Below are 26785 nucleotides of genomic sequence, written 5' to 3'. Positions count from 1 at the left end.
TTTGTTTTTATAATCCCAAATTTGGAGGGTTCGATGGCTGTAGCTGCCAATAAACGCTCAGTGATGACACTGTACTCAGGAGCGAGTGACCTTTATAGCCATCAAGTGCGAATTGTACTTGCTGAGAAAGGTGTCAGCGTTGACATTATGCAAGTAGAACTTGATAACTTGCCTGAAGATTTAATTGATCTGAACCCTTATAGCTCAGTCCCTACACTGGTTGACCGTGAATTGGTGTTGTATAACGCCCGTATCATCATGGAATACTTGGACGAGCGTTTTCCGCATCCGCCGCTAATGCCTGTTTACCCGGTTTCTCGTGGTAACAGTCGTTTGATGATGTACCGTATAGAAAACGATTGGTACAGCTTGGTTGACAAAATTGAAAGTGGTCAAGATGCAGAAAAAGCGCGTCAACGTTTGACTGAAAGCTTGTTGGGTATTGCACCGGTATTTGCGGAATTGCCATACTTTATGAGTGAAGAGTTCAGCCTGGTAGATTGCTATTTAGCACCGCTACTGTGGCGTCTTCCTGCGCTTGGTATCGAGCTCAATGGTCCTGGCGAGAAGGAAATTAAAACCTATATGCTTCGCGTCTTTGATCGTGAGTCATTCCAAGCCTCTTTGACTGAAGCCGAGCGCGAAATTCGTGACGGTTTCGTTGCTTAAGAATCAGCATGGAAACCGAACTCGTAATGACGCCTAACCGTCCATATTTGCTGCGTGCATTTATGGATTGGTTATTAGATAACGATTTGACCCCGCATTTGGTGGTTAATGCCCTTTGGCCAGATGCGGATGTTCCGCATCAGTTTATTCAAGACGGCCAAATCGTGCTTAACATTGCACCTAGCGCAGTAGCAGCGTTTGAGATGGACCTGAATGCGGTCAGTTTTAACGCTCGGTTCGGCGGTGTGCCTACCAATGTATACGTACCCATGGGTGCTGTATTGGCAATTTACGCACGAGAAAATGGTGCAGGGACTGTGTTCGACGCAGAACCATTTTATCAAAAAATGATTGATGAAGCGGATTCTGGTAAAGCAACACCAAGTATAGCCCCGAGTGCTGAAGAACCAATAGATAAAGACAGCCCTGAACCTGAGAAGCCGAAAAAAGGTAAACCGAGTTTAAGAGTTATCAAATAGTAAAAAACCTCCGCATGGAGGTTTTTTTATTTATACGCAAGTGAATATAAGCTGAAGTCTAAGTTGGCTAATCTGAAGCAGCTGCATTTTTCATAACAACATCTGGAACATCTGATTGATCAACTGTTTCAGGAGCGGAATATGTTGTTGCATTTGGTTTTGCCTTAGTCGCCAGTTTTATCTTTCTTTGGTCGCTGACTAGCCGCCTCCCTTGGCGGCATCGAAATATTTATCTTGTAAATTGTGTCCCAGTATAGTGGTAGCTTGCTCCACATTATCACAGCCAAACACCTTCATACTTAATGCAAACCTACCTCCGACTACTCCAGAAACAGCAGCTCTGAATGCAGGCTTGCTTGGGCAGTATGAATTAACATTGATAAGCTTATCACTGAGTAATAGCGCGGTAATATCACTCACTTTTGTACTTAATATAGGTATTTACTGTAATGCATGTAAGACGCTGGTCCTTGATAAGTGGCCAGTATACTTGTTGAGGTTGCGTGGAGTGACTGTGGAAGCAGCGAGTGTGACAAGCTTAAACACTCAGCTAACATTCACTGGCATGTCTTAGTGCCGTTAAGGGGAGTCGGTAGAGGGACGGAAAACAAATCTAAAGAAATCTTATTAAGCTTTCTTTAGATAAGGGGTTTGACGGCTGTATTTAGGTGATGACGTTTAAGCTACCAGCGCTTTTAATGGGTCTAAGCGCTGGTTAAGCGTAACTAAACAGTTGTTATTCTTGCACATAGTCGAAAACACGTATCACAGCTGTTACGCCTCCGACATGCCTTGCAATCTCAACTGCAGCATCGGCTTCAGTGCGATTGACTAAGCCTATCAAGAAAACTTCACTATCCTCAGTTATGACCTTTATTTTTCCAACAGGGATGGCGTTATTATCATAGATTTTTAACTTTACTTGCGAAGTGATCCAAGCATCTTTTGATTGCACATCTAACGGAGCTACGCTTTGTACTCTGACCTCATTGAGGACTTGTGATACACCATCAAGACCCGCAATAATTTCAGATACACGCGCTTGGTGTTCTACTGTTTGTGTTTGACCTATGACCAAAACTTTTGAGTTTAGGGCGTGGGCGCTGAGCCGACTAACCTCCCACAAGTCTTCATCCTTAGCGAGGGCATTTACACTGTTGAGCTCTAATAACTGGTCATCAAATTGAGTACCTACACTGCGTCGGTCAGTTGCGGCGCCAGCGGCAACCCCTGCACCTACAACAGCAACTCCGGCACAGGCCTGGAGCAAAACTAAAGAAGAGATAATAAAAAAAGTTTTTACTGGGGTCATGACTTTTGAAACCTATTATTGGGGGAATAACATGCGATCGAGCAAGTCACCCATGCTATTGAGAGTCAGTAAATGTACCTCAAATATACGGGTATGTTGGGCAGAAGGAACACGTACTTCGACATCCTGCTCACTTAATAACCCCGCCATCACACCACCATCCTCACCAGTCAAAGCGATGATACACATATCTCGATTCACGGCGGCTTCAAGGGCTTTTATCAAATTGGGTGTATTGCCATCAGGAGAAATAGCTAGAAGCACATCACCCTCGTTACCTAATGCACGAATTTGTTTAGCAAAAACCTCATCGAAATGGTGGTCATTGGCAATGGCGCTAATTGTAGCGTTGTCGCTAGTTAATGCCAATGCGGGCAAGCTGGGGCGTTCAGTTTCGAAGCGATTGACCAGCTGGGATGCAAAGTTTTGAGAAAGTACAGAGCCGCTGCCATTACCACAAAGCAGGAGTTTTCGTCCGCTCAATAAGGCTTGCGCCAGTAGCAAACTTGCCGATTCAATTGAACCTGGAAGTGCTTCTGCTGCAGCTATTTTGGTTTGTATGCTTTCTCTAAATATCTCTTTAATTCTATCTTGCATTGTACCTTTAGCCTCCAAAGGCATTTTTAAGCCAACGTAAGCGTGGCTCTTGGTTTTCAATAAGTACTGCATCAAAGCGTATTTGCAAATTATTAATGTTCAAGCCCTTATTATGCAAGTAGAACTCAGCGGTGTTTATAATTTTTCGTTGTTTAGCTTTGCTGATAGCATGGTCAACACCACCAAATGTTTGCTGACTGCGAAACTTCACTTCTGCGAAGACCCAAACACTTTGGTCTCGGGCAACTATATCAATTTCACCACAACGACAGCTGAAGTTTCGTTCAACTAGGGTCAAACCTTGGCCTTGTAAATAGCGAGCAGCTTGTTGCTCCGCCCGCATACCACTTATCAGATGTTTTGCTTTCTTTAGAAAACGCAAAATCTAGGCCGTTATTTTATTCAACGGTCTCAACTTCAAAACCTAAGCTTTGAATTTCACCATCAGTTGAACTGTCATCGACAGGCACGATTTCGATACCTGATACTTCATCTTCGGGATTTAGAGCCTCTATAGCCTCATCCGCTTCTAAGTCCTGTGAATCAATATCAACGTCATTTTCGACAATTGGAGATACATAATCCATAGGGCGTAACTCACCATCTTGATAGCGTGCCCAGGTTAATTCGCGTTCAACTGCACCGGTTTGGCTAACGCTGAGCGCACCACTTAAACCATCAATTTTGAAATCGGTATAACCGCGCATCTGATCAAGGTTAGGCAAAACTAGTAGTGCGTCGAAACCTAAGGCGAATAGGCGTCGGTGACTCTCATTATATTCTGGCCACAACTGGTTGTACTGTTGGTAGAACGCTGAGCTATGGTCGAGCATCCATGGCATTTCACTAATCCATAGACCTTGTAACTCGACTTCGTCGTCGACACTACCACGTTGATAACTGCGTGAACTTGCGAACAGTTGGGGAAGCTGCGCAAATGGACTAACAGCAACTTCAATACTTGGTTTTATTAATTTAGTTTCGTTATTGTTGCCGATGATGTATATCGCCTGTGTATCACCACGAGAGCGCGTTTCTGTACCAATATTAAAGCCAAGTAATTGTTGAGCTTGGCGCACTCTAGCCTGACTTTCATCGACTAAGAGGAGATTGCGGATCGCACCCTGTAATTCTTTGTTGTTACTGTAATAAATGCTTTCGTAGGGTTCGTCACTAAGTCGTTTCCAACGTTCTATGAAGGCATTTGTCATACGTTGACCAATGGTGCTCTGTGGCGCGATGATCAAAGGCATGCTTAGGCTTTGGTCAAAAATTTCCTGAGCTGCTTGCTGCGCTTCATCTTCAGGGCTTAGACCGAAGTAGAATTGACCATTTTGAGCACTATGTTCCGCTTGATTGAGTGCCATCCAAGGTGTTTGTAATTGCTGTTGCTGCAGCCATAACACTTGATCTTTACGTAAAGGACCGATGATGAAATCAGGAGTCGCTCCTTCAATCGCTTGGCGCAAAGCAGGTCCTTGATTAGCTTCGGTATCAATAAAGCTCAATTGACTGTTGCGCAGAGCTGCATCAGTACGTTCATCGTATTGGGCTGCTAGCATGCCATCTCGCACAGCATTGGCACTAGCCTTAAAGCGACCACTGAGTGGTAAAAGCACTGCAACGCGTTGGGGGGCATAGCGTTGTGCGTTCATTGCCGAGCCGATGTCAACTTGAACGAATTGAAGCGCAGGGTGATTGGGGTAGTCATTTTCCCACTGTGCTAGATTATCGAAAAGCTGCTGAGGATTACGTTTCGGTTCATTGACTATGGCCGCAACTTCCAACCATCCGTTGAATACAGAATCACTTGTACCTTGAAAGCTACGTAAGGTATAAGCGTTTAAGGGTTTTAGTTGAGACCAAATCTGTTGATTGTTGGCCAATTGATCACTAGCGTCAGTAAGCCTTTTATCTAATTCAACGCGTTCTTGAACCTCGGCAACAGGATTGTTAAGTAGTTGATAAATGGTAGCGCGCTGTTGATAATAACTAAGCCAATAATCATTACTCAACTGCCACATTGGATCGAAGCTGAGTAACTGTAAACTTTGGTTCGCCAAATTTTGAGCGAACAGTAATTCCGCTTGCACAAGTTTGTGCCCAGCTACTGTTTGATTACTGTTGGCCTGTTCTTCTAAGCTCTCTAAAATAGCTTGGGCTGGCTGAAGTTGGTCAAGGCCAATATATGCCTTTGCTGCAAGTAGCTGCCAGTTGAATGCTGCATCGCCTTTACTACGCTTGGCTAAACGTAAATATTCATCTGGGCTTTGCGTTGTTGGCTGTGCGAATCCAGGAAATTGGGAGCTAGTATCGCTAGATGTGCTATTACTCGCACATGCATTTAGTAGTAGTACCAGACACAAGATTAGTGGCCATTGGTAGATCAGTCTGATTGAGCGCAGCACGGCGTCTTTCCATAACGAATTGAAATTGGCCATAGTCTATCGCATGCGGATGAAATTATCGAACAACTCCGATTGAGACTGACATAACTTTCACTTACAGTGAGCGGCAAAACTAGAATAGGGCAAAATGATGACACAAGCAGCGCTGTATATTGTACCCACGCCGATAGGAAATTTAGGCGACATGACGCTTCGGGCGATTGAGGTCTTAAAACAAGTCTCGGTAATTGCCGCAGAAGATACGCGTAACAGCCGACGTCTGATGCAGCATTTTGACATTGATACCCCTTTGGTAGCGGTTCACGACCATAACGAACAGCAACGTTGTCAGTGGCTTGGCGAGCAACTCACGCAAGGCAAAAGTGTTGCGCTTATTTCTGACGCTGGGACACCACTAATTAATGACCCAGGATATCACTTGGTGGCTTATTGCCAGCAACAAGGGTTTGATGTTGTGCCTTTGCCCGGAGCCTGCGCGGCGATTGCAGCCTTAAGTGCTAGTGGCTTACCTACCGATCGCTTTAGCTACGAAGGTTTTTTACCCGCAAAAACCAAAGCGCGTTGTGACCGACTCAATGATCTCGCGGATGCCAGCCACACCATGGTTTTTTATGAAAGTCCGCATCGCATCCTCGATAGCTTAACCGATATTGAGACCTGCATGGGAGCACAGCGGCGCATTGTGATGGCTCGAGAAATAACTAAAACCTTCGAAAGCATTTTGAGTATGAGCGTACACGAGCTTCGCCAACGCCTCATTGACGAGCCTCGCCATCAAAAAGGTGAAATGGTGTTGGTCGTTGCTGGAAAACCAAAACAAAAAGAAGCCTTGCCCAAACCAGCGTTGCAAACCTTAGCTTTATTACGCAAGGAATTGCCTTTGAAGAAAGCCGCTGCGCTGACAGCTCAAATATATGATCTGAAGAAGAATGCGCTATACCAATATGGCTTAGAGCAAGAAAAGTCAGATCAGGCTGGTGAATAAACGCGGACTTTGCTATTGTGCGCCGCGGAGTTGGCCGAGGTAACCGCTGCTTTGTCGTAAGTAGTAACTTGTAAAGTTATTAAACGGGCAAAGGGGAGGAAAGTCCGGGCTTCATAGGGTAGGGTGCCAGGTAACGCCTGGGGAGCGTGAGCTCACGACAAGTGCAGCAGAGAGAAGACCGCCTAAGTTTGTTTCGACAAACCGGTAAGGCTGAAAGGGTGCGGTAAGAGCGCACCGCGCTACTGGTAACAGTATGCGGCGAGGTAAACTCCACCCGAAGCAAGGCCAAATAGGCCCCTGTGGACGCGACCCGCGTTTGGGGGCGGGTAGGCTGCTTGAGCCTAAGAGCGATCTTAGGCCTAGAGGAATGGTTACCACTCGCAAGAGTACAGAACCCGGCTTATGCGGCCAACTCCACCTCTTAATGACCGCCTTGCATAGTGAATATGCGAGGCGGTTTTTCTTTATTACGCGTCATGCTTGGTTAAATCATCTAACAATTGTTCGCTCAGCTGATTGTTGTAATCTTCAACGATAAGTTGAGATCGAAATAAAGCGGGTAGTTCAATTACGCAAATACCAATAATTGCGAATAAACCTAAACCAAAAAAGCCGCCGATGAATGCGCCTATGCCAATCAAGAATACTGCGAGATTAAAGCTTCCTCGCGCATACCGCTTTAAGTAGAAATGATGCAATCCCGCGATAAACAAAAAGTTACAACTTGCATAAGTGTCAGGATCGCGTACTTGTTGACGTAAATGCGTATAGAACACTTTACGCTTGGCATCATCGAGCTGACGAATTGTCTGCCTAAGCTGCTCGCTATGTTGTTCGACTTGTTGACGATTTAACATCGTTTTCCCACTTAATCTCGTCCGAGAGTAATCAGTACAGACTCGCGAGTCCAGAATAACCAGAAGCGACGACTTTCAATAACTTGGAACACCAATTGCCACCCATCTGCAGCTTCTTCGTTTAAAGTTACCTCAAGTTTTTTGATGGGCATACCCGATGCACCAAGAAAGAGGGTACCGAGTGCACCTTCAGCTACTTGTAGAACTTTGTATTCTTTAAATGCCATGATGTTTCCTAATCAAAATTGAGACCTTATTCTAGCAAGTCAGCACCGAAAGTCATGAAGTGTGAGCTAGCTTGCGTTTAATAGATTATTTTTTGTACATTTCCTCAGCAAATTCAGTTTCTTAGTCAAATCATTTGCAATCCATCACGAATTGTTACCCTTGCTAGCTTGCAAAGGTGTCGACTCGTCCTTAGAATTATAAAACTGTGGGAAAAAGTGGATCTTTGTGGATCTATAAGATGCGATAGCTCGAAAATGAGCTCAAATGAGAGTAACTAAATGATTCGTGGCGCAAGTTCAATCAACCTAGATGCGAAGGGAAGGCTAACCATGCCTACTCGCTATCGCGACTGGTTGAGCGAAAATTGCGACTCACGCATGGTGTTTACCATTGATATATCGCATTCCTGTTTACTACTTTACCCAATGCACGAATGGGAAGAAATAGAACGTAAGTTACGCAGGCTATCTAGTGTTAATGCAAGCGAACGTCGCTTGCAGCGTTTGCTTTTGGGTCATGCAGTTGATTGTGAGTTGGATAAAAACGGACGTTTGTTAGTTCCACCTACTTTGCGAAATCATGCGGGATTAGAAAAACACCTGATGCTAGTTGGGCAATTGAACAAATTTGAATTGTGGTCTGAAGAAAACTGGCAAGCACAAATTCAAGCTGATATCGCCATTGATGACGAAGAACAATGGTCCACCGATAGTCTAAAAGGGTTTTCCTTATAACATGACAGCTGAATTTAAACATCGATCGGTTTTACTCGACGAATGTATCGAAGGCTTAGCCATCAAACCTGATGGGATCTACGTTGATGGTACTTTTGGTCGTGGTGGTCACAGCCAAGAAATACTTAATCACCTTGGTCCACAAGGGCGATTGATTGCGATTGACCGAGATCCTAGAGCGATAGAAGCTGCACAACGGTTTAGTGACGACCCACGGTTTCAAATTGTGCACCAGCCATTTTCAGAATTAAGAGCTGTTATTGATGAGCTCGGCCTCATTGGAAAAGTTGATGGTGTATTGCTTGATCTCGGAGTGTCATCGCCGCAACTAGATGACGCAAGTCGTGGATTTAGCTTTATGCGCGATGGGCCCTTAGACATGCGTATGGACATCAGCCGTGGGCAAACAGCGGCGCAATGGTTAAATAATGCCGATGAAGCAGACATTTCATGGGTAATAAAGACCTTTGGTGAAGAAAAATTTGGTAAACGGATTGCGCGTGGGATTGTTGAACACCGTGAAGAGCAGCCCTTTACTTCGACTTTAGAGCTGGCCAAGGTCATCGACTTGGCATGTCCAGTTAAAGACAAGTTTAAACATCCAGCAACTCGCTCTTTCCAAGCAATACGTATTTTTATTAATAGTGAACTGGATGAAATACGCTTGGCACTTGAAGGCAGTATTGATGTATTGGCAAAAGATGGCCGTTTGGCAGTGATTAGTTTTCATTCTCTTGAAGACCGTATGGTTAAACGTTTCATACGCGCGCAAGAAATGGGCAAACAGTATCCTAAAAACCTGCCAGTATCAGCCGAGATGTTAGGTGAAGGGAAAACGCTAAAACGCATGAGTAAAGCAATCAAGCCAAGTGCTGCTGAACTCGAAGTAAATCCACGGGCACGTAGCTCAGTACTGCGGATAGCTGAGAAACTATAGATGGAGACCTCGGGGCGCCAACCACAGTTACTCAAGGTGATAGTGAGCGACTTATGGCGCCAACGAATAGCAGTGTCTTTGTTGTTGATGATATTGGCTAGTGCATTTGCTGTGGTATTAACCACCCATAATACGCGCATGCTTATATCGCAACGCGAAGATCTACAAATGCTACGTGATGAGCTAAATGTTGAGTGGCGTCATTTGTTAATTGAACAAAACGCCTTAGCTGAACACAGTCGAGTTGAACGACTAGCAGTTGCTGAACTGAATATGAAACGTCCGAACTTATCGGACGAAGTGATGGTAAGGAAGCCATGAACAAACGAAGTAAAAAACCACAACTACTGATCAGCTGGCGTTTTACGCTCGTTGCAGTTGTGGTTTTTTCGGTGTTTATGGCCTTAGTTGTGCGCACTGCTTACATTCAGGTTTGGGCACCAGAGCGCCTTGTACACGAAGGCGACCTGCGTTCGGTTCGTACTATGTCCAACTTTGTTGAGCGTGGCGTGATTACTGACCGAAATGGGCGAGAATTGGCGGTTAGTGTACCGGTAAGAGCTATTTATGCCGATCCGAAACGGGTTCACGAGCAAAACGGCTTGGACAAGCTAGAAGCTTGGCATGCCTTAGCTGACGTTTTGGAAACTGACAGTGAAAAACTACTCAACAAAGTGAAAGACCCAAAACGTCGCTTTGTGTATTTGAAACGCCAAGTTAGCCCCGCGATTGCAGGCTACATTGAAAAATTGAAGATTCCCGGGGTGTATTTAAAGGCCGAGTCGCGTCGTTTTTACCCTACTGGCGAAGTAAGTGCTCACCTTGTTGGTTTCACTAATATTGATGGTGCCGGTCAAGAAGGGGTGGAGCAAAGTTATAATCATTGGTTAAGCGCAGAGGCAGGCAAACGACAAGTTCGCAAAGACCGAGCTGGACGAGTTATCGAAGATCTCGATGTACTGAGCAAAAGTAAAGATTCCAACGATATTGTATTAAGTATTGATCAGCGCTTACAAGCGATTGCGTATAAAGAGCTTAAAAAAGCAGTGGCCGATAACCAAGCGACTGCTGGCTCTGTTGTTGTGATTGATATTCAAACTGGAGAAGTTCTAGCGATGGCGAATAGCCCTTCGTTTAATCCAAACGACAGAAAACAATTTAAAGGCTTTTTGTTTCGAAATCGCGCTATTACTGACGCATTTGAGCCCGGCTCAGTATTCAAGCCGTTTACAGTTCTAACGGCCTTAGAAAAAGGTGTAGTTGACGACGAAACCATGCTGAATACTTCTCCGGGGTATATGAATATCGGTGGCCGCCGCGTTCGTGATTCGCGTAACTACGGAACTATTGATTTAACTACCGTGATTCAAAAATCTAGCAATGTAGCCACCTCGCAATTAGCACTAAAAGTGGGTGTTAATTCTATGATTGATACTTTTTATCGGCTTGGTTTTGGTAATGATGCAGGCCTTGGTTTAGTGGGTGAATCTGCAGGACAAGTACCGCAACGTAGTCGTTGGTCAGACTTCGAGTTAGCCACCTTATCGTTTGGCTACGGTGTGATGGCCACACCACTGCAAATTGCGCATGCCTATGCAACGGTTGGTTCTGCTGGCTTTGCTAAGCCCATTTCCATTTTGAAAGTCGACAAAGCAGAAAAAGGCAAACAGGTCTTTAATAGTCAAAATACTAAAGCCCTACTTGAAATGATGGAGTCGGTGACCCTAGAAGGTGGAACTGGACGCAAAGCTGCGGTTGAAGGCTACCGTATTGCAGGTAAAACCGGAACATCAAGAAAAGCAATTCGAGGTGGATATGGGGATGATTATGTTGCTATTTTCGCAGGGGTTGCACCACTAACCAATCCTCGCTTGGCGATTGTTGTTACGGTTGATGAACCTCAAGGTGATACGTATTACGGGGGGTCTGTCTCCGGTCCGGTATTTTCAAAAGTCATGGAAGCGGGTTTGCACTTTCTCAATGTTGCTCCAGATGCTGATGTTAAGCAGTGGGTTCAATTAGAGGAGCTTGCCGATGCTCGCTCATAGCCTTGACAAAATCCTGCTCAACTTCAATATCGTATGTGAAGAAATAAGCGTCAATGATTTACATTTGGATAGCCGAAATGTAGGTAAAGGTGATGTTTTCGTTGCGGTTACTGGTATGCAGGTAGATGGTCGCAAGTTTATCGAATCAGCAGTCAATGCTGGTGCTGTAGCGGTTATTCAACAATGTCAGCACGAACAGCAACATGGTGAAATTGAATACCAGTTGGGTGTACCCATCGTAAGTTTCTGGCGTTTGGATCAGCTTTTATCTCAACTGGGTCACGCGGCATATTTTTCTCAAGGCAATCCTTTACACATCGTTGGTGTGACTGGAACCAACGGTAAAAGCACTATTACCCATCTAATCGCAGCTTTGGCTCAAGATTGTGGGGTACCCGCTGCAGTCATGGGGACTTTAGGTAATGGCGTTCCAGGCCAGTTACAACCAAGCATTAATACTACCGCAGACCCCATAACTATTCAGCGACAACTTGCTGACTATGCAAAGCAAGGAATTAAACTGGTGGCAATGGAAGTGTCATCACATGGTCTACAACAAGGTCGTGTTGCAGCCGTTCCTTTTAACGGTGCAGTATTTAGCAACCTGAGCCGTGACCACCTTGATTACCACGGCACCATGGCAGAATACGGTCGTGCCAAACAGGCGCTATTTGACTGGCCAACCCTGTCTTATCGGCTAATAAACAGTGATGACGCCTTTGGCTTACAAATGCTAGAAACCTATCCTTCGGCGCAATCCCTTTCAACACTAAATAGCAACACAAGTTGGTACTTGAGTGAAATCATGCTGAGCGAAAAGGGCTTATCGACGCAATGGTGCTCTGAAAAACTAGGCGCTAAAAGTCTTATGATAAATGCAGCGCTTTTAGGACGTTTTAATGCAGACAATTTGCTAGCGGCACTAGTTTGCCTGTTCAATTATGGCTTGGGCCCGATTGCATTGCAGCAAGCTTGTGCAAAAATTCAGTCAGTTCCTGGTCGTATGGAACTATTCCATGCAAATAGGAAAGCCGCGGTTGTCGTTGATTATGCGCACACACCAGATGCCTTAGAAAAGGCCTTGCTGGGTGCAAAAGCACACTGTATTGGTCAACTGTGGTGTATTTTTGGTTGCGGTGGCGATCGTGATCAAGGCAAGCGCCCTATGATGGCCAAAGTCGCAGAGCTTGGAGCTGACAAAGTTATCGTGACCGATGATAACCCGCGTTTTGAGAACCCTGCACAAATTATCAAAGATATCGTTAGTGGGTTTACGCAGGCAGACACTGTTCTTGTTTGTCATGATCGTCGTGAAGCCCTTCGATTAGCGTTATCTCAAACGGCTAGCGAAGATGTCATATTAATTGCTGGCAAAGGGCACGAGAACTATCAAATAGTCGGTGCAAGCAGCATTGATTATGATGAACGCGCCGTCGTGGCTCAACTGTTAGCTGAGGTGAGCCAATGATCGCGCTAAAACTAAGCCAATGGCAGGAATTTTGCCAAGGTCAACTCATTGGCCAAGATATTACCGTTTCTCAAATCGAAACCGACACCCGAAATATTCAAAAAGGTGCGTTATTTGTAGCGCTTCGCGGTGAAAAATTCGATGGTCATGACTATCTACTACAAGCGGTAGAGAAGGGTGCCTGCGCGGTATTGGTTGAGCAACAAAGCTCGCTCAACATCCCACAGATTGTTGTTGCAGACACGCGTTTAGCATTAGGCGCACTAGCCAAAGGCTTACGTCAACAACTTGCGATTCCTTGTTGCTCTATGACGGGTAGCAATGGCAAAACGTCAGTAAAAGAGTTGTGCGCCGGTATTTTACAGCAACAGTACAGAGTTTTAGCGACCGGCGGCAACTTCAACAATGATATTGGTGTGCCATTAACCTTGTTGCGATTGCAACCACAGCATCAGCGAGCTGTAATTGAGCTTGGCGCAAATCATGCTGGTGAAATTGCCTACACCGCTAGTTTAGCTGCGCCGGAAGTCGGCTTAGTGAATAACATTGCAGCGGCTCATATTGAAGGTTTTGCATCCGAAGCTGGTGTGGCAGCTGCAAAGTCGGAATTGTTTCAGGCACTGCCTCGCAATGGACTAGCAATAGCGCCGCTAAATCATAGTTGGCGAGAACAGCTAGACAAGGCTGCACAGCACTGTCGTAGGCAATATTTTGATATTAATGATGCGCAAGCCGACTACTTTACAACAGAGCTTAAACTACTAGGTCTAGAGGGCAGTGAATTTACCCTGCATACCCCGATAGGGCATGCTAGAATCCGCCTCCAGTTAGCTGGAGCTCATAATGTCAGTAATGCTTTGGCGGCCAGTGCAATTGCGATTGCTATGGGCGCAAATTTGGCATCAGTGGTAACAGGCTTGGCTGCTGCTCAAAGCGTACGTGGGCGTCTTAATACTCGTAAGTTGTCAGACGGTATAACGGTTATTGATGATAGCTACAATGCTAATCCGCAATCGTTTCTTGCTGCCACCTCAATTTTGGAAAGTATGTCGGGCCGCCGCATTCTAGTGGCTGGAGATATGGGTGAGCTTGGTGATATTTGTCAGTCTGCACATCAACAGGTTGCCAGCAAAGCCTTGGCTTCAGGGATTGAGCTTTGGACATGTGGACCACACTTTGGGCAGCTAGCAATGCCCGGGCAACACAGTTACCTCGATCAAGCCGAGTTAAATCAAGATCTAATCGCCTCTTTAGGTCAAGAACCTAGCGCCATATTGGTGAAAGGTTCACGTAGTGCAGCGATGGAAAAAGTTGCACAAGCAATAATTCATAAATTTAGTGAGAACAACGAATGTTAGTTTGGTTAGCGGAGCTGTTACAGCCTTATTACTCCGCATTTAGTTTATTTAGCTTTTTAACGTTTCGCTCTGTAATGGGGCTGTTAACAGCGTTGATATTTGGCCTGATCATGGGGCCAAGAATGATACGTCGTTTGCAACTATTACAGATCGGCCAAACTGTGCGCCAAGATGGTCCTGAATCTCATTTAAGCAAATCGGGGACGCCTACCATGGGTGGCGTGCTCATTTTGGCATCGGTCGTTTTATCCACTTTACTTTGGGCTAGACTCGATAACCCCTATGTGTGGGTGATGTTGTTTGTATTTGTAAGCTATGGCTGTATTGGATTTATCGATGACTATCGCAAAGTCGTACGTAAAGATCCCGCAGGACTAATTGCACGATGGAAGTATTTTTGGCAGTCAGTCGTGGCAATTGTGATTGCTGTTTATTTGTATTCAAGTGCGGATACAGCAGCGCAAACCCAATTGGTTATTCCATTTGTTAAAGAGCTTATGCCGCAATTGGGTTGGTTGTTTATTCCTTTAGTGTATTTGGTCATTGTCGGTAGCAGTAATGCAGTAAATCTTACCGATGGACTCGATGGCTTAGCGATAATGCCAAGTGTTATGGTCGCAAGTGCGTTTGCTTTGATTGCTTATTTAACATCGAATGTAAATTTCGCCGATTATTTGTTCATTCCGTATATCAAGGACGCCAGTGAACTGGTGGTTGTCTGCCTAGCCTTGGTTGGGGCAGGAATCGCATTTCTATGGTTTAACACCTACCCAGCCCAAGTCTTTATGGGTGATGTGGGTTCGTTAGCTATTGGCGCCGCTCTAGGTACCGTTGCGGTTCTAGTTCGTCAAGAATTCTTGCTCGTAATCATGGGCGGTGTTTTTGTGATTGAAACCGTATCTGTGATTTTGCAAGTTGGCTCGTACAAAATTCGAGGACAACGCATTTTTAGAATGGCCCCTATTCATCACCACTACGAGCTAAAAGGTTGGCCAGAGCCGCGCGTCATAGTGAGGTTTTGGATTATTTCATTGATCTTAGTGTTAATTGGTTTGATTACCTTGAAGGTACGTTAATTAATGAAGCAAGTGTTGCTCAATAATTTATTAGCAAAAAACCAGCATTCGCTGGCAGTCTTGGGTCTTGGACTCACGGGTGCTAGTTGCGTGCGTTTTTTACTGAGTAAAGGATTGCAAGCTACACTTTTTGACAGTCGTGAACAAGTGACTGTCCCAAGTGACTTCTCTCATCTTAATCTGCACTTAGGTGAGCAAGCACTGACTAAGCTTAAAGAATTCTCCTTGATCGTGTTAAGCCCCGGCTTCCCTCGAGCTCATCCTATGGTACAGGCAGCAATCGCTGCTGGTTCAAAAGTTGTAGGTGACATTGAACTGTTTGCCCTCGAAGCTAACGCGCCTGTCGTTGCCATTACCGGCTCGAATGGTAAAAGCACAGTCACCAGCTTGCTAGGTGAGATGGCCAAAGCATGTGGGAAAAATGTCGCTGTTGGTGGCAACATTGGCGTACCAGCATTAGACCTACTTGCCACAAATATAGATCTTTACGTGTTAGAGCTTTCAAGTTTCCAACTTGAAAGTACCGAAAGCTTACACTGCGTTGCCGCCACTGTGCTTAATCTTAGCGAAGACCACATGGATCGCTATCCAAGTTATGACGCTTACTGCGAGACAAAACACAAGATTTATAAGCATGCAATAAACTGTATTTACAATGCTGATGATGCCTTAACTTATCCTAAGATTACTGCCTCTAAAGCTAGTTTTGGTATCCATAGTTCAGCGGATTTTAATTATGAAGCTAACAGCAATAACCTGTGTCAAAACGACAAGCTATTAGTGAACAGTTGTGATTTGGCTATGGTTGGAGAACATAACTACGCAAATGTACTTGCCGCGTTTGCTCTGGCTAATGCCTCGGGCTTAAACCTAGAAGGTTGCGCACAAGCAGCTAAAAACTATCAAGGCCTTGAACACCGATGCCAATTGCTTCGTCGAATAGACGATGTTGCTTGGATCAATGACTCGAAAGCGACTAACTTAGGCGCCACATTAGCCGCGATTGATGGCTTAAGCTCAAGTGCAAAGCATTTATGGTTGATTGCTGGTGGCGATAGTAAAAACGCAGATCTTAGTTCGCTGAGCAATGTACAACAAAAAATCACAGGCATTGTTGCGTTTGGTAAAGACAAAACATTGTTTGAAAAATTGCACCCAGAAGTAAAGCTAGTTGAGCACTTAGCTGACGCTGTCGCGTATTGCAAAACTAAGGCTCAGGCTGGCGACTATGTCTTACTATCACCATGTTGTGCCAGTTTAGACATGTACAAAAACTACATGGCCCGTGGCGAACATTTCCAAGAGTTGGTGGGACAATTATGAGTATTCAATTGTCATTGCCAAACGTGTTTAGTAATTCTAAGGCCGATCAAAGCCTCTATGACCGTAATCTATTGTGGTTGATTTTGGCGTTAATGAGTTTCGGCTTAGTAATGGTTGCATCGTCTTCAATTCCTGAAGGGATCGCATTGGTTGATCAGCCTTTCTATTTTGCAAAGCGGCACGGGGTTTACCTCATTGTCTGTTTGATTGCGATGGCTGGTATAGTGCAGATCCCAATGCATTGGTGGCAGCGCCACAACGCATTGCTACTACTATTATCGATCATTGCACTTGTACTAGTCCTTGTCATTGGACGAAATGTAAATGGATCTTCACGATGGATTGCGCTGGGGCCGATTACCTTGCAGCCTGCAGAGTTCGCTAAATTGTCATTATTTGTTTATTTGTCCGGTTACTTGGTGCGTCGCCATGAGCAAGTACGTGAAAACTTAAAAGGCTTTTTAAAGCCAATGGTGGTAATGCTCATCCTTGCGATGTTGCTATTAGCCCAGCCAGACATGGGTAGTGTCATCGTAATGTTTGTGACCACAACGGGAATGCTATTTTTAGCAGGTGCCCGTCTTATTCAGTTTTTTGGACTTATTGTTATTGCAGCAATGGCTATCGTGGCGCTCATTGTTGCCGCACCTTACCGTATGCGGCGTGTAACTTCGTTCTTACAACCTTGGGACGACCCCTTTGGTAGTGGCTATCAACTCACGCAGTCTTTGATGGCTTTTGGTCGTGGCGGCTGGTTTGGAGAAGGTCTGGGTAACTCGGTTCAAAAACTAGATTACTTACCTGAAGCACATACCGATTTTGTAGTTGCGGTGATGGCGGAAGAATTAGGTTTTGTAGGCGTCTGTGTGGTGTTGCTTTTACTGCTACTACTTGCATTTCGAGCGATGAAAATAGGTCGCAACTTGTTGTTGGATAATAAATCATTTGAAGGCTTCTTGGCATGTGGTATTGGAATTTGGTTTAGTTTTCAAACCATGGTTAATGTGGGTGCTGCGGCAGGTATGTTACCGACCAAAGGCTTAACTTTACCGCTTGTCAGTTATGGTGGTTCCAGTTTACTGGCGATGTCAGCAGCGGTTGCAATATTATTGCGAATTGACCACGAATGGCGCATCCAACACCGCCAAGCCTATGGGAGTGAAGTCCATGCATAACTCTTCAGCTCCACGATTATTGGTTATGGCAGGTGGTACAGGTGGACATGTGTTCCCAGGTATTGCGGTTGCCAAAGAACTATTGGCTCAAGGTTGGGAAGTCACTTGGCTTGGCACGCGCGATCGGATGGAGGCCCAGTTAGTCCCGCAACATGGTTTCGATATCGACTTTATAGATATCCAAGGTGTTCGCGGTAATGGTTTGGTTCGTCGACTTGCTGCACCTTTTAAGATTGTCAGAGCAGTGGTGCAAGCCATAGGAATTATACGTCGACTTCGCCCTGACGTCGTCATAGGTATGGGCGGCTTCGCCAGTGGACCCGGCGGTGTTGCGGCAAGACTACTTGGAATACCTTTGGTCTTACATGAACAAAATGCTGCTGCGGGTTTAACTAATAAATTGTTAGCTAAGATAGCGCAGTGCAAGCTCCAAGCGTTTCCGGGAGCGTTACCTGAGAGTGAACGTACGTTTACCGTAGGTAATCCGGTTCGAAGTGAAATCACAGCTGTACCAGAATACGTCGCTAGACCTGCAAATCCTCTTGCGATTAACATTTTGGTTGTCGGTGGAAGTTTAGGCGCACGTGTTTTTAATACGGGTTTCGCCGCTATCGTTGATCAAATGAGCGAACTAACACTGGAAATTAAACATCAATCAGGTCGCGGAAACGCAGACATGTGCTTACAAAGCTATCAACAATTACTTAGTAGCGATCAACTAGAACATATCGAAGTGATGGAATTTTGTGATGATATGGCAGCCGCATATGCTTGGGCTGATGTGATTGTATGTCGCGCTGGTGCACTGACAGTTTCTGAAGTTGCAGCCGCTGGTCGCTGCGCTATTTTCGTCCCTTACCCATATGCGGTCGACGATCACCAAACCCAAAACGCACAGTATCTTGTCTCGGAGCAAGCAGCATACTTAGTTGCTGACTCAGATTTTGGCCCCGAGAGTTTAAGTCCTATTTTTAGTTTATTAAGTCAGCCAGAGCATCGCCTGAATATGGCGCGTAAAACTCGAGCTTTGGCTCAAACGCATGCAACACAGGCTGTTGCCCAACATTGTACTGCGTTGTTAAAGAGAGAAGAAAATGACAAAAGTTGAGCTGGCTAAAACCGTCCGTCAAAGCATTCCAGAGATGCGTCGTGTTGAGCGAATTCACTTCGTGGGAATTGGCGGAGCAGGCATGGGTGGCATCGCCGAAGTGCTTGCCAATGAAGGCTATCAAGTTAGTGGTTCTGATCAGGCGCCTAATGCAATGACGCAACGTTTGCAGTCTGCTGGTGCTCGTATTCTTATTGGTCATGCCGCTGAACATGTTAGCGGCGTAAGCGTGGTTGTTGCATCAACGGCAATTCCTTTGGACAACCCCGAATTGGTTGCCGCCAAAGAGCAGCGTATTCCGATTGTACGTCGAGCTGAAATGCTCGCAGAGTTGATGCGCTATCGGCATGGCGTTGCGGTTGCCGGAACCCATGGTAAAACCACAACCACAAGCTTTATTGCAAGCATCTATGCAGAGGCGGATCGCGATCCAACTTTTGTAATTGGTGGTTTGCTTAATAGTGCCGGTACCAATGCTCGCTTAGGTGCTAGTCGTTACCTCATTGCCGAAGCCGATGAAAGTGATGCGTCATTCTTGCATTTACAACCTATGGTCGCGGTGGTTACTAATATCGAAGCTGACCATATGGATACCTATGGTGGTGACGTCAATAAGTTGTATTCGACTTTTATCGAATTCTTACACAACCTGCCTTTTTATGGCATTGCCGTTTTATGTAATGACGATGCGGGCATCCACGAAATAATGCCAGAAGTCGGCCGTCATATTATCACCTACGGTTTTTCAGAAGGCTCGGATGTGCGCATTCAAGATTTTTCCCAAAGCAGAGAGCGTTGTTCGTTTACGGTGCTACGCAAAGAGCGCGCGGCACTTAGAATCGATCTGAATATGCCCGGTGAGCACAATGCCTTGAATGCAGCGGCCGCTATAGCAGTTGCCAGTGAAGATGGCATAGATGATGAAGCTATCTTAAGCGCATTAGCCAAGTTTGAAGGTATTGGTCGACGTTTCGAACATTATGGCGAATTTGAAACGGGTAATGGCGAAGTCATGCTCGTGGATGATTATGGGCATCATCCGACGGAAGTATTAGCAACTATTTTGGCAGCCCGCGCCGCCTATCCAGAAAAACGTTTAGTGATGGCCTTCCAGCCGCACCGCTACAGCAGAACGCGTGATTTGTATGAAGACTTTGTCGAAGTACTCGCGCAAGTTGATAGCCTGTTGCTGCTTGAGGTTTATTCTGCAGGAGAAGACCCCATTCCAGGTGCAGACAGCCGCGCGTTATGTCGCTCGTTACGGCAACGTGGATTGGAGCCGGTTTATGTAAAAACACCAAGCGACTTAGCGCCCATGCTTGCTGACCATATAAAAGGTGGTGATTTTTTACTGACTCAAGGTGCGGGAAATATTGGGGTACTAGCCAAACAATTAGCAGCCTGTGAATTAAAAATTGAAAAGCTTAAAGAGGAGTCCAAGTGAGTTTAAGCCAACAAGCATTGAATTCTGAATTTGGTAAAGTCGCCGTATTGTTGGGTGGCAGCTCAGCAGAGCGTGAGGTTTCTTTGAAATCTGGCGCAGCTGTCTTGAGCGCATTTGAGCGTAGCGGTTTGAATGTGTTTGGTATAGATACAGCCGATTATGATTTACATCGCTTAGTTGAAGAAAAATTCACTCATGCCTTTATTGCATTACACGGTCGCGGCGGTGAAGACGGGACACTGCAAGGTGCTTTGGAGTTTTTAGACATTCCTTATACCGGTAGCCGAGTTCTAGGCAGTGCTCTGGCAATGGATAAAGGCCGCTGTAAACAAATTTGGCAAAGCTTAGAACTACCAACGGCTGACTTCAAACTCGTTGAGAAAGACAGTTATCAGGTTGACGAAGCGGCTAGTTTATTGGTGGCATTAGGTGGCAAAGTAATGGTGAAGCCTTGTTTAGAGGGCTCAAGCATCGGTATGGCCATTGCGAGTAATTGTGACGAACTCAAAGCCGCAATAGACATGGCATTTGAATACGATCAGCAAGTATTGATTGAACGCTGGCTTAGTGGCGCAGAGTATACGGTTGCCATACTAGGGCAAACTGCATTGCCTTCGATACGAATGTCGACACCGCACGATTTCTATGACTATACGGCGAAATATCAGAGCAATAGTACCCAGTACTTTTGTCCAAGCGGTTTAAGCCCAGAACAAGAACAAGAATTAGGACAAATTGCCCTCCGCGCATTCCAAGCTGCTGGTTGTGAAGGTTGGGGAAGGGTTGATTTTATGCAAGATGAAAATGGCGGCTGGAATTTGCTTGAAGTGAATACTTCACCAGGTATGACTGAAAAAAGTCTAGTGCCGATGGCTGCTAAACAACTGGGTATGAGTTTCGAACAATTGGTACTTAAAATATTGGAGCTGGCTCACTGATGATGGCTTTGCAATATCAACATGAGTCAAAACTTGGCCACTGGCTAAGCTTTGTGCTGTTTGTGTTGGTTTTGGGAGGATTGATCAGTTTTGTGGTGCTTATGTACCAAAATTTGAGCGACCGACAGTTAGCACCTATGAGTCGTTTGTTGGTCAGTGGAGAGCGTAAGTATGTCGCTGATGCAGATCTGCAACAAATATTGGCGCAAGTTCCACAGGCAGGAAATTTCTTCACATTGGATGTTGATGAAGTACAAAGTCAACTAGAAGCATTGCCTTGGATAAAAAGCGTAACGCTGCGAAAACAATGGCCAGATAAATTGCGCATTCGGCTATTGGAACATCAGCCATTAGCGACTTGGAACGGCAACGCTTTGGTCGACGTTGACGGTGAGGTATTCCAAGGTTCACCGGCTCAGGTTAAAAGCGACTTAGTTTTCTTAAGTGGCCCAGATAAAGACGCGGTAAAGGTTAAAGATGCATTTGCACTAATCGGACCGATGCTAGAGCTACAAGGTTTAAAAATAACATCGATGGCACTTAGTAATCGTCATTCATGGGATTTACGTCTCGACACTGGATTAGAAATTATCGTGGGGCAGGAGCAGTTAGAGCAACGTATAGCAAAGCTGCTTCGGCTATACCCACAACTCGAGCATCAGCGGATGCAATATATTGATTTAAGATACGACACGGGATTTGCCGTGGGGTGGAAGCAACAGGGTTCGCAACACAATGACGAAAGCAATGGATAGAAACCTACTTGTCGGTCTCGATATCGGAAGTACCAAAATTACAGCCTTAATTGGCGAAGTACTTAATTCCGGTGAGATGAGCATTATTGGCGTTGGTAGCCATCCCGCTCGTGGCATGGATAAAGGTGGTGTCGTTGACCTCGATTTGGTGGTCGATACGGTCCAGCGAGCACTTGCTGAAGCAGAGCTAATGGCTGATTGCAAAATTTCCTCTGTCTATTTAGGGGTTTCAGGCAAGCATATTCAGTGCTTTAACGAACGCGGTATGGAGCCGATCACCGATAAAGAAGTGACTCAGGAAGATATCGACAACGCGATTCATACCGCTAAATCGGTGAAAATGCCTGACGAACACCGAATATTGCATGTGCTCCCGCAAGAGTTTGCCATTGATTACCAAGAAGGCATCAAGAACCCTTTAGGCTTGTCAGGTGTGCGTATGGAAGCAAAAGTACACTTAATTGCCTGCCATAACGATATGGTGAAAAACATTGTTAAGTGTGTCGAGCGTTGCCAACTTCAAGTTGATCAGCTAATTTTCTCAGCTTTAGCTTCAAGCTATGCGGTACTTACTGATGATGAAAAAGAGCTAGGTGTGTGCGTTGTAGACATCGGCTCAGGAACTATGGATCTAGCCGTTTTTACCGGTGGGTCTTTGCGTCATACCTCGGTGATTCCACTAGCGGGTAATTCAGTAACGAGAGATATCGCTACTGTGTTTGGAACCCCCTTAAGTGATGCCGAATCCGTCAAGGTTCGTTATGGTTGCGCTTTAGGCAGTTTAGTTGCGCGCGATGACACCATAGAAGTGCCAAGTGTCGGTGGTCGTCCGTCTCGTAGTTTGCAACGACAGACGCTTGCTGAAGTAATAGAGCCGCGTTATAGCGAGCTATTTGGCATGATTAAATCAACCTTAGATGAGCTAGGTGAAGACTTAAGCAATCAAGGTTCAAAATTACAGCTAGGTGCTGGTGTGGTATTAACCGGTGGCGCCTCGCAAATTGAAGGTGTTGTTGAATGCGCTGAGCGTATTTTGCAATGCCAAGTTCGGGTTGGTCAGCCGATGAACGTATCGGGGCTAACAGAGTATGTTCAAGCACCTACTTACGCAACAGCAGTAGGTTTATTGCACTATGGAAAAGAAAACAAATCTGTAAAGCAGTTAGAAGAGCGAAGCAATAGCGGAGTCAGTCAGCTAATGCGCCGTCTTTCAACATGGCTTAAGGGTGAGTTTTAACTACCCGTTTGGGTAAACTGGAGAGTAGATATGAGTATTTTTGAAATGGCAGAAGAGCTCGCGCAAGACGCAGTCATTAAAGTGATTGGTGTTGGCGGCGGCGGTGGTAATGCAGTTGAACACATGGTTGAGCAATCAATCGAAGGTGTCGAATTTATTACCATCAATACAGATTCACAAGCCTTGCGTAAATCGAGTGCACATAACACGATTCAAATCGGAAGCGCAGTCACTAAGGGTCTTGGTGCTGGTGCAAATCCAGAGACGGGCCGTGAAGCAGCAATTGAAGATCGCGATGCGATCATGAGCCAACTACAAGGCAGTGATATGATCTTTATCGCCGCTGGTATGGGTGGTGGTACAGGTACTGGTGCTGCGCCAGTTGTAGCAGAAATTGCTAAAGAGCTTGGTATTCTTACAGTAGCTGTTGTGACTAAACCATTTGGTTTTGAAGGTAAAAAACGCTCAAGCTTTGCTCAAATTGGTATCGACGAGCTGTCAAAGCATGTTGATTCATTAATTACCGTACCTAATGACAAACTACTTAAGGTTTTAGGTCGTGGCGTATCGCTATTAGATGCCTTTAAAGCGGCGAACAATGTTTTGCTGGGCGCGGTACAAGGTATTGCTGAGCTAATCACTCGTACTGGTTTGATCAACGTCGACTTTGCAGACGTACGCGCTGTGATGAGTGAGATGGGTACTGCAATGATGGGTACGGGTATCGCACGTGGTGAAGACCGCGCAGAAGAAGCAGCTGATACTGCAATTTCTAGTCCATTGCTTGAAGATGTCGATTTAGCTGGTGCTCGCGGTATTTTGGTGAATATCACTGCTGGTTTTGATATGAGTATTGAAGAGTTTGAAACTGTTGGTAACGCGGTTAAAGCTTTTGCAGCAGAAGATGCCACTGTGGTTGTTGGCGCAGTTATTGATCCAGAAATGAGCGATGAACTACGTGTGACTGTTGTTGCAACAGGTATTGGAATGGAACGCCGTCCTGATATCTCTATTGTGAGCAATGCCACAGTACAACCAGAACAAGAACGTATGGTGGTAAACTCTAGCCAACCAGTTATCAATGATGCCGCTCCAGCGGTTGCGGTAAATGGTTCTCGAGCAGAAACACCTGAAAATGATTACTTGGATATTCCAGCTTTCTTGCGTCGTCAAGCGGACTAGTATAAACAACTGATTATGGGGCATATTGCTCATTATTTGGTTAAAGCTATCGAATATGCTAGTATGTTTGGCTAATTGACTGACTCAGTCTGACAAATGAGGTTGATATATGATCAAACAACGTACCATTGGTCGCTATACACAAGCGACCGGTGTTGGCTTGCACTCGGGTAAAAAAGTAACTATTGCTTTTAATCCAGCGCCAGTTGATTCAGGTATTGTGTTTCGTCGCAACGACTTAAATCCACCGGTAGACATCCCTGCGGATGCCAATCTGGTTAAGGATACGACGTTGTGTACGGGCTTGGTTGATCCACAGCAAAACCGGATTGCTACGGTGGAACATCTGCTGGCTGCTATCGCTGCATTAGGCATAGATAACTTATTGATCGAGGTTGACGCCGCGGAAATTCCAATTATGGATGGAAGCGCAAGTCCCTTTGTTTTCTTACTGCAATCTGCTGGTTTACAAGAGCAGAGTAAAGCTAAGAAATTCATCAAGATAACCAAAGCTATTCGTGTGGAATTAGAAGACAAGTGGGCCGAGCTGTTACCACATCCGTCTGGATTCAAAATTGATTTTACTATCGACTTTGAACACCCGGCAATGGAAGGGCGTAACCAGCACGTGTCGATGGACTTAAGTACTGATGCTTTTGTAAAAGAACTTAGTCGGGCTAGAACCTTTGGTTTTATGCGCGATATTGAGTATTTACAATCACATAACTTGGCCCTAGGCGGAAGCTTAGAAAACGCCATTGTGCTTGATGACTTCCGTATTCTGAACGAAGATGGATTGCGTTATGACGACGAATTTGTGAAACACAAAGTATTGGACGCTATTGGCGACTTATACTTAACCGGTCACAACATTTTGGGTCATTTGCGAGCCTTTAAATCGGGGCATGCTCTAAACAATGCCTTAGCTCGTGCGTTATTAGCACAGCAAGAGTCTTGGGAGTTTGTAACATTTGAACAAACCCAAGCCCAAACTCAGAACCTGTTTGAACCGGTATTTGCTTACTAAACTAAGTGATATACAAAGGTAAAAAAGCGCTGCGCCTACTCTCCGTGTGGCGCTTTTTGTTTTAAGCTTTCGCGTAATTTTTTTACTTCTTCAGGGATTTCGCGACTGCTGGTGCTAGCAGTTACGCTTGATACCACAGGGCTTGCAACGTTAGTAGTAATCGGTTTTGAGCTGAGCTTAGGGTTTACAGAAAAATCAATGCTAATGGTTGCTGGTAAAGCCTTGCGACAAGCAGTTAGTAAAGCCGGACGTAACTGTTTTAACCGTTGCATCCAAACGGCTGAAGGGCAATCAATAAATACGGTACCGTTTTTCATTGCCGTAATACGACATTGTTCTAGATTTAGCGGTCCGAGCACCTGCTGAGAAATTTGCTGCCATTGATGCTGATGATTAAGCTGTCTTGATAGCTTAGGGTCAGCTTGCTGTTGCAGTAAGCGTTGTACACTCAAGGGTTGGTGTTTTTGCCGAGCCATAATTTATGAAAGTTGTGATGACAGACCATTCAGTATACTCCAGTAGCGATGCTACACCAGTCAAAGCGCAGCCCACTCAAAGTCGCTGGCCTATTTTCTCTCTTTTTGTTGGTTTAATCGCCATTATGTTGAGCTTGGGCAGTAAAATCCAAGATTTGAATCAGCAAGTTTTCGTTCAAGAACAGCAACTACGCGAGTTTGAACTTAACGGGCATCCCGAAGTTTCAGAACTCGAACAGCAATACCAAACCACTTTGCGTTCTATGGCTAGCAGTATAGGGCGTTTGCAAGCACAAATGGCCAGCATGCAAAGCCAAAAAGTGGACCAACAGTTGCTAGACCACTATGATCCTGAGCAATTGGAATCAGACCTAATTGCAATGCGAGACAGCAGCACCCAGAGTGTCAGTGAGCTTGGTTGGCAGCTAATTGCACTCGACGAACAGCTGTTTTTTGAGCAAAATCGACAGTTAACCCTTGAAACATGGGCTAAGCGCCTCAAAATACAACAAGAGAGTGAGATTTCGGGTTGGCCTTCACCGCGAGACGGAGTATGGTTGACATCGCCTTTTGGTAATCGTGTTGACCCTTTTACCGGTAATGGACGTTTTCACCGAGGTGTAGATATTGCCGGTGCAACAGGCACAGAGATCTTGGCTGTAGGTGGTGGTATTGTCACCTGGTCGGGTTTTCGAGCCGGTTATGGCAAAATAGTTGAGATAGAACATGGTCTTGGCACCATGACACGCTATGCTCACGCACAAGAAGTAATTGTTAAACGCGGTGATGTCATTGCTAAAGGTGATGTTGTTGCAACTATGGGTAGTACCGGCCGTTCTACTGGGCCACATGTGCATTTTGAAGTCATTCGTAACGGTGAGCCGGTGAATCCAGCCGAATATCTAAACCGAGCGGGCTAAGCATAAAACAGTAGAAAGGAAGGCCTCAGGCCAATACAAATTCA

27 protein-coding genes and 1 other RNA gene are annotated in these 26785 nt (G+C 45.3%); 21 read left to right on the top strand and 7 right to left on the bottom strand.

Features of this window, described 5'->3' with window-relative positions:
- The first annotated feature begins 33 nt into the window (after positions 1-33).
- Both sspA and DBZ36_RS16165 read left to right on the top strand, forming a co-directional pair.
- Positions 34-669, top strand: a complete 636-nt coding sequence (sspA, locus tag DBZ36_RS16170) for a stringent starvation protein SspA (RefSeq protein WP_120355986.1) — start codon at positions 34-36, stop codon at positions 667-669.
- A 26-nt stretch (positions 670-695) separates the two neighbouring features.
- On the top strand, positions 696-1148 hold the full coding sequence (locus DBZ36_RS16165; RefSeq protein WP_120356051.1) for a ClpXP protease specificity-enhancing factor: 453 nt from the start codon (positions 696-698) through the stop codon (positions 1146-1148).
- A gap of 736 nt (positions 1149-1884) precedes the next feature.
- On the opposite strand, the gene DBZ36_RS16155 is transcribed toward DBZ36_RS16165, so the two are convergent.
- From DBZ36_RS16155 to DBZ36_RS16140, 4 genes are read right to left on the bottom strand one after another with little or no spacing between them, the layout of a single operon-like run.
- Positions 1885-2460: a BON domain-containing protein gene (locus tag DBZ36_RS16155; protein ID WP_120355984.1), complete on the bottom strand. Its 576-nt coding sequence runs from the start codon at positions 2458-2460 to the stop codon at positions 1885-1887.
- A 15-nt stretch (positions 2461-2475) separates the two neighbouring features.
- Positions 2476-3057, bottom strand: coding sequence for an SIS domain-containing protein (locus DBZ36_RS16150; protein ID WP_120356050.1), 582 nt, complete (start codon positions 3055-3057; stop codon positions 2476-2478).
- A 7-nt stretch (positions 3058-3064) separates the two neighbouring features.
- On the bottom strand, positions 3065-3439 hold the full coding sequence (locus tag DBZ36_RS16145) for a YraN family protein (protein WP_147395036.1): 375 nt from the start codon (positions 3437-3439) through the stop codon (positions 3065-3067).
- Between the two features lie 16 nt (positions 3440-3455).
- Positions 3456-5465, bottom strand: a complete 2010-nt coding sequence (locus DBZ36_RS16140; RefSeq protein WP_158589129.1) for a penicillin-binding protein activator — start codon at positions 5463-5465, stop codon at positions 3456-3458.
- Positions 5466-5592: 127 nt separating this feature from the next.
- Here DBZ36_RS16140 and rsmI point away from each other — a divergent pair, with 127 nt between their 5' ends.
- The gene (gene rsmI / locus DBZ36_RS16135) at positions 5593-6450 is read left to right on the top strand and encodes a 16S rRNA (cytidine(1402)-2'-O)-methyltransferase (RefSeq protein WP_120355981.1); all 858 of its coding nucleotides are present in this window, start codon (positions 5593-5595) and stop codon (positions 6448-6450) included.
- Positions 6451-6477: 27 nt separating this feature from the next.
- Positions 6478-6869: RNase P RNA component class A (gene rnpB / locus DBZ36_RS16130), an RNA gene on the top strand.
- A 48-nt stretch (positions 6870-6917) separates the two neighbouring features.
- Here the strand turns inward: rnpB and DBZ36_RS16125 are convergent.
- Both DBZ36_RS16125 and DBZ36_RS16120 read right to left on the bottom strand, forming a co-directional pair.
- Complete coding sequence (locus tag DBZ36_RS16125; protein WP_120355980.1) at positions 6918-7307, bottom strand: TM2 domain-containing protein; 390 nt, start codon at positions 7305-7307, stop codon at positions 6918-6920.
- Positions 7308-7318: 11 nt separating this feature from the next.
- Entirely contained in the window at positions 7319-7534 is a 216-nt protein-coding gene (locus tag DBZ36_RS16120) for a DUF4177 domain-containing protein (RefSeq protein WP_120355979.1), read from the bottom strand.
- Between the two features lie 279 nt (positions 7535-7813).
- Here DBZ36_RS16120 and mraZ point away from each other — a divergent pair, with 279 nt between their 5' ends.
- The 16 genes from mraZ (at position 7814) to lpxC (ending at position 25345) form a co-directional block, all read left to right on the top strand.
- A complete protein-coding gene (gene mraZ, locus DBZ36_RS16115; RefSeq protein ID WP_120355978.1) occupies positions 7814-8269 on the top strand; it encodes a division/cell wall cluster transcriptional repressor MraZ in 456 nt (151 codons plus the stop codon).
- Position 8270: 1 nt separating this feature from the next.
- Positions 8271-9206: a 16S rRNA (cytosine(1402)-N(4))-methyltransferase RsmH gene (gene rsmH, locus DBZ36_RS16110; protein WP_120355977.1), complete on the top strand. Its 936-nt coding sequence runs from the start codon at positions 8271-8273 to the stop codon at positions 9204-9206.
- A 42-nt stretch (positions 9207-9248) separates the two neighbouring features.
- Positions 9249-9527 carry a cell division protein FtsL gene (ftsL, locus tag DBZ36_RS16105; RefSeq protein WP_233558163.1) on the top strand — a complete coding sequence of 93 codons (279 nt, stop codon included), beginning with the start codon at positions 9249-9251 and terminating at the stop codon, positions 9525-9527.
- Positions 9524-11254 (top strand): penicillin-binding transpeptidase domain-containing protein, encoded by a 1731-nt coding sequence (locus DBZ36_RS16100; protein ID WP_120355975.1) that lies wholly within the window; start codon positions 9524-9526, stop codon positions 11252-11254. Before ftsL ends, DBZ36_RS16100 begins: the two co-directional genes overlap by 4 nt.
- A complete protein-coding gene (murE, locus tag DBZ36_RS16095; protein WP_120355974.1) occupies positions 11241-12722 on the top strand; it encodes a UDP-N-acetylmuramoyl-L-alanyl-D-glutamate--2,6-diaminopimelate ligase in 1482 nt (493 codons plus the stop codon). The genes DBZ36_RS16100 and murE overlap by 14 nt, the downstream gene beginning before the upstream one ends.
- A complete protein-coding gene (locus DBZ36_RS16090; protein WP_120355973.1) occupies positions 12719-14080 on the top strand; it encodes a UDP-N-acetylmuramoyl-tripeptide--D-alanyl-D-alanine ligase in 1362 nt (453 codons plus the stop codon). The genes murE and DBZ36_RS16090 overlap by 4 nt, the downstream gene beginning before the upstream one ends.
- On the top strand, positions 14074-15156 hold the full coding sequence (gene mraY / locus DBZ36_RS16085; protein WP_120355972.1) for a phospho-N-acetylmuramoyl-pentapeptide-transferase: 1083 nt from the start codon (positions 14074-14076) through the stop codon (positions 15154-15156). The genes DBZ36_RS16090 and mraY overlap by 7 nt, the downstream gene beginning before the upstream one ends.
- A 3-nt stretch (positions 15157-15159) precedes the next feature.
- On the top strand, positions 15160-16479 hold the full coding sequence (murD, locus tag DBZ36_RS16080) for a UDP-N-acetylmuramoyl-L-alanine--D-glutamate ligase (protein WP_120355971.1): 1320 nt from the start codon (positions 15160-15162) through the stop codon (positions 16477-16479).
- Positions 16476-17654, top strand: coding sequence for a cell division protein FtsW (gene ftsW / locus DBZ36_RS16075; RefSeq protein ID WP_120355970.1), 1179 nt, complete (start codon positions 16476-16478; stop codon positions 17652-17654). The genes murD and ftsW overlap by 4 nt, the downstream gene beginning before the upstream one ends.
- Positions 17647-18762 carry an undecaprenyldiphospho-muramoylpentapeptide beta-N-acetylglucosaminyltransferase gene (murG, locus tag DBZ36_RS16070; protein ID WP_120355969.1) on the top strand — a complete coding sequence of 372 codons (1116 nt, stop codon included), beginning with the start codon at positions 17647-17649 and terminating at the stop codon, positions 18760-18762. Before ftsW ends, murG begins: the two co-directional genes overlap by 8 nt.
- The gene (gene murC, locus DBZ36_RS16065) at positions 18749-20206 is read left to right on the top strand and encodes a UDP-N-acetylmuramate--L-alanine ligase (RefSeq protein ID WP_120355968.1); all 1458 of its coding nucleotides are present in this window, start codon (positions 18749-18751) and stop codon (positions 20204-20206) included. The genes murG and murC overlap by 14 nt, the downstream gene beginning before the upstream one ends.
- Complete coding sequence (locus tag DBZ36_RS16060) at positions 20203-21144, top strand: D-alanine--D-alanine ligase (RefSeq protein ID WP_120355967.1); 942 nt, start codon at positions 20203-20205, stop codon at positions 21142-21144. The genes murC and DBZ36_RS16060 overlap by 4 nt, the downstream gene beginning before the upstream one ends.
- Positions 21144-21899 (top strand): cell division protein FtsQ/DivIB, encoded by a 756-nt coding sequence (locus DBZ36_RS16055; protein ID WP_120355966.1) that lies wholly within the window; start codon positions 21144-21146, stop codon positions 21897-21899. The genes DBZ36_RS16060 and DBZ36_RS16055 overlap by 1 nt, the downstream gene beginning before the upstream one ends.
- Positions 21880-23136, top strand: coding sequence for a cell division protein FtsA (gene ftsA, locus DBZ36_RS16050; RefSeq protein WP_120355965.1), 1257 nt, complete (start codon positions 21880-21882; stop codon positions 23134-23136). Before DBZ36_RS16055 ends, ftsA begins: the two co-directional genes overlap by 20 nt.
- A gap of 36 nt (positions 23137-23172) precedes the next feature.
- A complete protein-coding gene (gene ftsZ / locus DBZ36_RS16045) occupies positions 23173-24318 on the top strand; it encodes a cell division protein FtsZ (protein WP_199711901.1) in 1146 nt (381 codons plus the stop codon).
- Positions 24319-24427: 109 nt separating this feature from the next.
- Complete coding sequence (lpxC, locus tag DBZ36_RS16040; protein WP_120355964.1) at positions 24428-25345, top strand: UDP-3-O-acyl-N-acetylglucosamine deacetylase; 918 nt, start codon at positions 24428-24430, stop codon at positions 25343-25345.
- Positions 25346-25380: 35 nt separating this feature from the next.
- On the opposite strand, the gene DBZ36_RS16035 is transcribed toward lpxC, so the two are convergent.
- Positions 25381-25821: a DciA family protein gene (locus DBZ36_RS16035; protein WP_120355963.1), complete on the bottom strand. Its 441-nt coding sequence runs from the start codon at positions 25819-25821 to the stop codon at positions 25381-25383.
- A gap of 17 nt (positions 25822-25838) precedes the next feature.
- Between DBZ36_RS16035 and DBZ36_RS16030 the strand changes: the two genes are divergently transcribed.
- Positions 25839-26741, top strand: coding sequence for a M23 family metallopeptidase (locus tag DBZ36_RS16030; RefSeq protein ID WP_233558162.1), 903 nt, complete (start codon positions 25839-25841; stop codon positions 26739-26741).
- Positions 26742-26785: the final 44 nt, after the last annotated feature.

Origin of the sequence: Alginatibacterium sediminis (assembly GCF_003610775.1) — a bacterium.
GTDB lineage: Bacteria > Pseudomonadota > Gammaproteobacteria > Enterobacterales > Celerinatantimonadaceae > Alginatibacterium > Alginatibacterium sediminis.
Note: the sequence above shows the minus strand (reverse complement) of the source record. Positions and strands in the feature narration are given on the sequence as shown.

Bases quoted from the DNA above. Each gene is read 5' to 3' on its own strand.
- sspA (WP_120355986.1), top strand. From the start codon at position 34: ATGGCTGTAGCTGCCAATAAACGCTCAGTGATGACACTGTACTCAGGA.
- DBZ36_RS16165 (WP_120356051.1), top strand. From the start codon at position 696: ATGACGCCTAACCGTCCATATTTGCTGCGTGCATTTATGGATTGGTTA.
- DBZ36_RS16155 (WP_120355984.1), bottom strand. From the start codon at position 2,460: ATGACCCCAGTAAAAACTTTTTTTATTATCTCTTCTTTAGTTTTGCTC.
- DBZ36_RS16150 (WP_120356050.1), bottom strand. From the start codon at position 3,057: ATGCAAGATAGAATTAAAGAGATATTTAGAGAAAGCATACAAACCAAA.
- rsmI (WP_120355981.1), top strand. From the start codon at position 5,593: ATGATGACACAAGCAGCGCTGTATATTGTACCCACGCCGATAGGAAAT.
- DBZ36_RS16125 (WP_120355980.1), bottom strand. From the start codon at position 7,307: ATGTTAAATCGTCAACAAGTCGAACAACATAGCGAGCAGCTTAGGCAG.
- DBZ36_RS16120 (WP_120355979.1), bottom strand. From the start codon at position 7,534: ATGGCATTTAAAGAATACAAAGTTCTACAAGTAGCTGAAGGTGCACTC.
- mraZ (WP_120355978.1), top strand. From the start codon at position 7,814: ATGATTCGTGGCGCAAGTTCAATCAACCTAGATGCGAAGGGAAGGCTA.
- rsmH (WP_120355977.1), top strand. From the start codon at position 8,271: ATGACAGCTGAATTTAAACATCGATCGGTTTTACTCGACGAATGTATC.
- DBZ36_RS16100 (WP_120355975.1), top strand. From the start codon at position 9,524: ATGAACAAACGAAGTAAAAAACCACAACTACTGATCAGCTGGCGTTTT.
- murE (WP_120355974.1), top strand. From the start codon at position 11,241: ATGCTCGCTCATAGCCTTGACAAAATCCTGCTCAACTTCAATATCGTA.
- DBZ36_RS16090 (WP_120355973.1), top strand. From the start codon at position 12,719: ATGATCGCGCTAAAACTAAGCCAATGGCAGGAATTTTGCCAAGGTCAA.
- mraY (WP_120355972.1), top strand. From the start codon at position 14,074: ATGTTAGTTTGGTTAGCGGAGCTGTTACAGCCTTATTACTCCGCATTT.
- murD (WP_120355971.1), top strand. From the start codon at position 15,160: ATGAAGCAAGTGTTGCTCAATAATTTATTAGCAAAAAACCAGCATTCG.
- ftsW (WP_120355970.1), top strand. From the start codon at position 16,476: ATGAGTATTCAATTGTCATTGCCAAACGTGTTTAGTAATTCTAAGGCC.
- murG (WP_120355969.1), top strand. From the start codon at position 17,647: ATGCATAACTCTTCAGCTCCACGATTATTGGTTATGGCAGGTGGTACA.
- murC (WP_120355968.1), top strand. From the start codon at position 18,749: ATGACAAAAGTTGAGCTGGCTAAAACCGTCCGTCAAAGCATTCCAGAG.
- DBZ36_RS16055 (WP_120355966.1), top strand. From the start codon at position 21,144: ATGATGGCTTTGCAATATCAACATGAGTCAAAACTTGGCCACTGGCTA.
- ftsA (WP_120355965.1), top strand. From the start codon at position 21,880: ATGACGAAAGCAATGGATAGAAACCTACTTGTCGGTCTCGATATCGGA.
- lpxC (WP_120355964.1), top strand. From the start codon at position 24,428: ATGATCAAACAACGTACCATTGGTCGCTATACACAAGCGACCGGTGTT.
- DBZ36_RS16035 (WP_120355963.1), bottom strand. From the start codon at position 25,821: ATGGCTCGGCAAAAACACCAACCCTTGAGTGTACAACGCTTACTGCAA.
- DBZ36_RS16030 (WP_233558162.1), top strand. From the start codon at position 25,839: ATGACAGACCATTCAGTATACTCCAGTAGCGATGCTACACCAGTCAAA.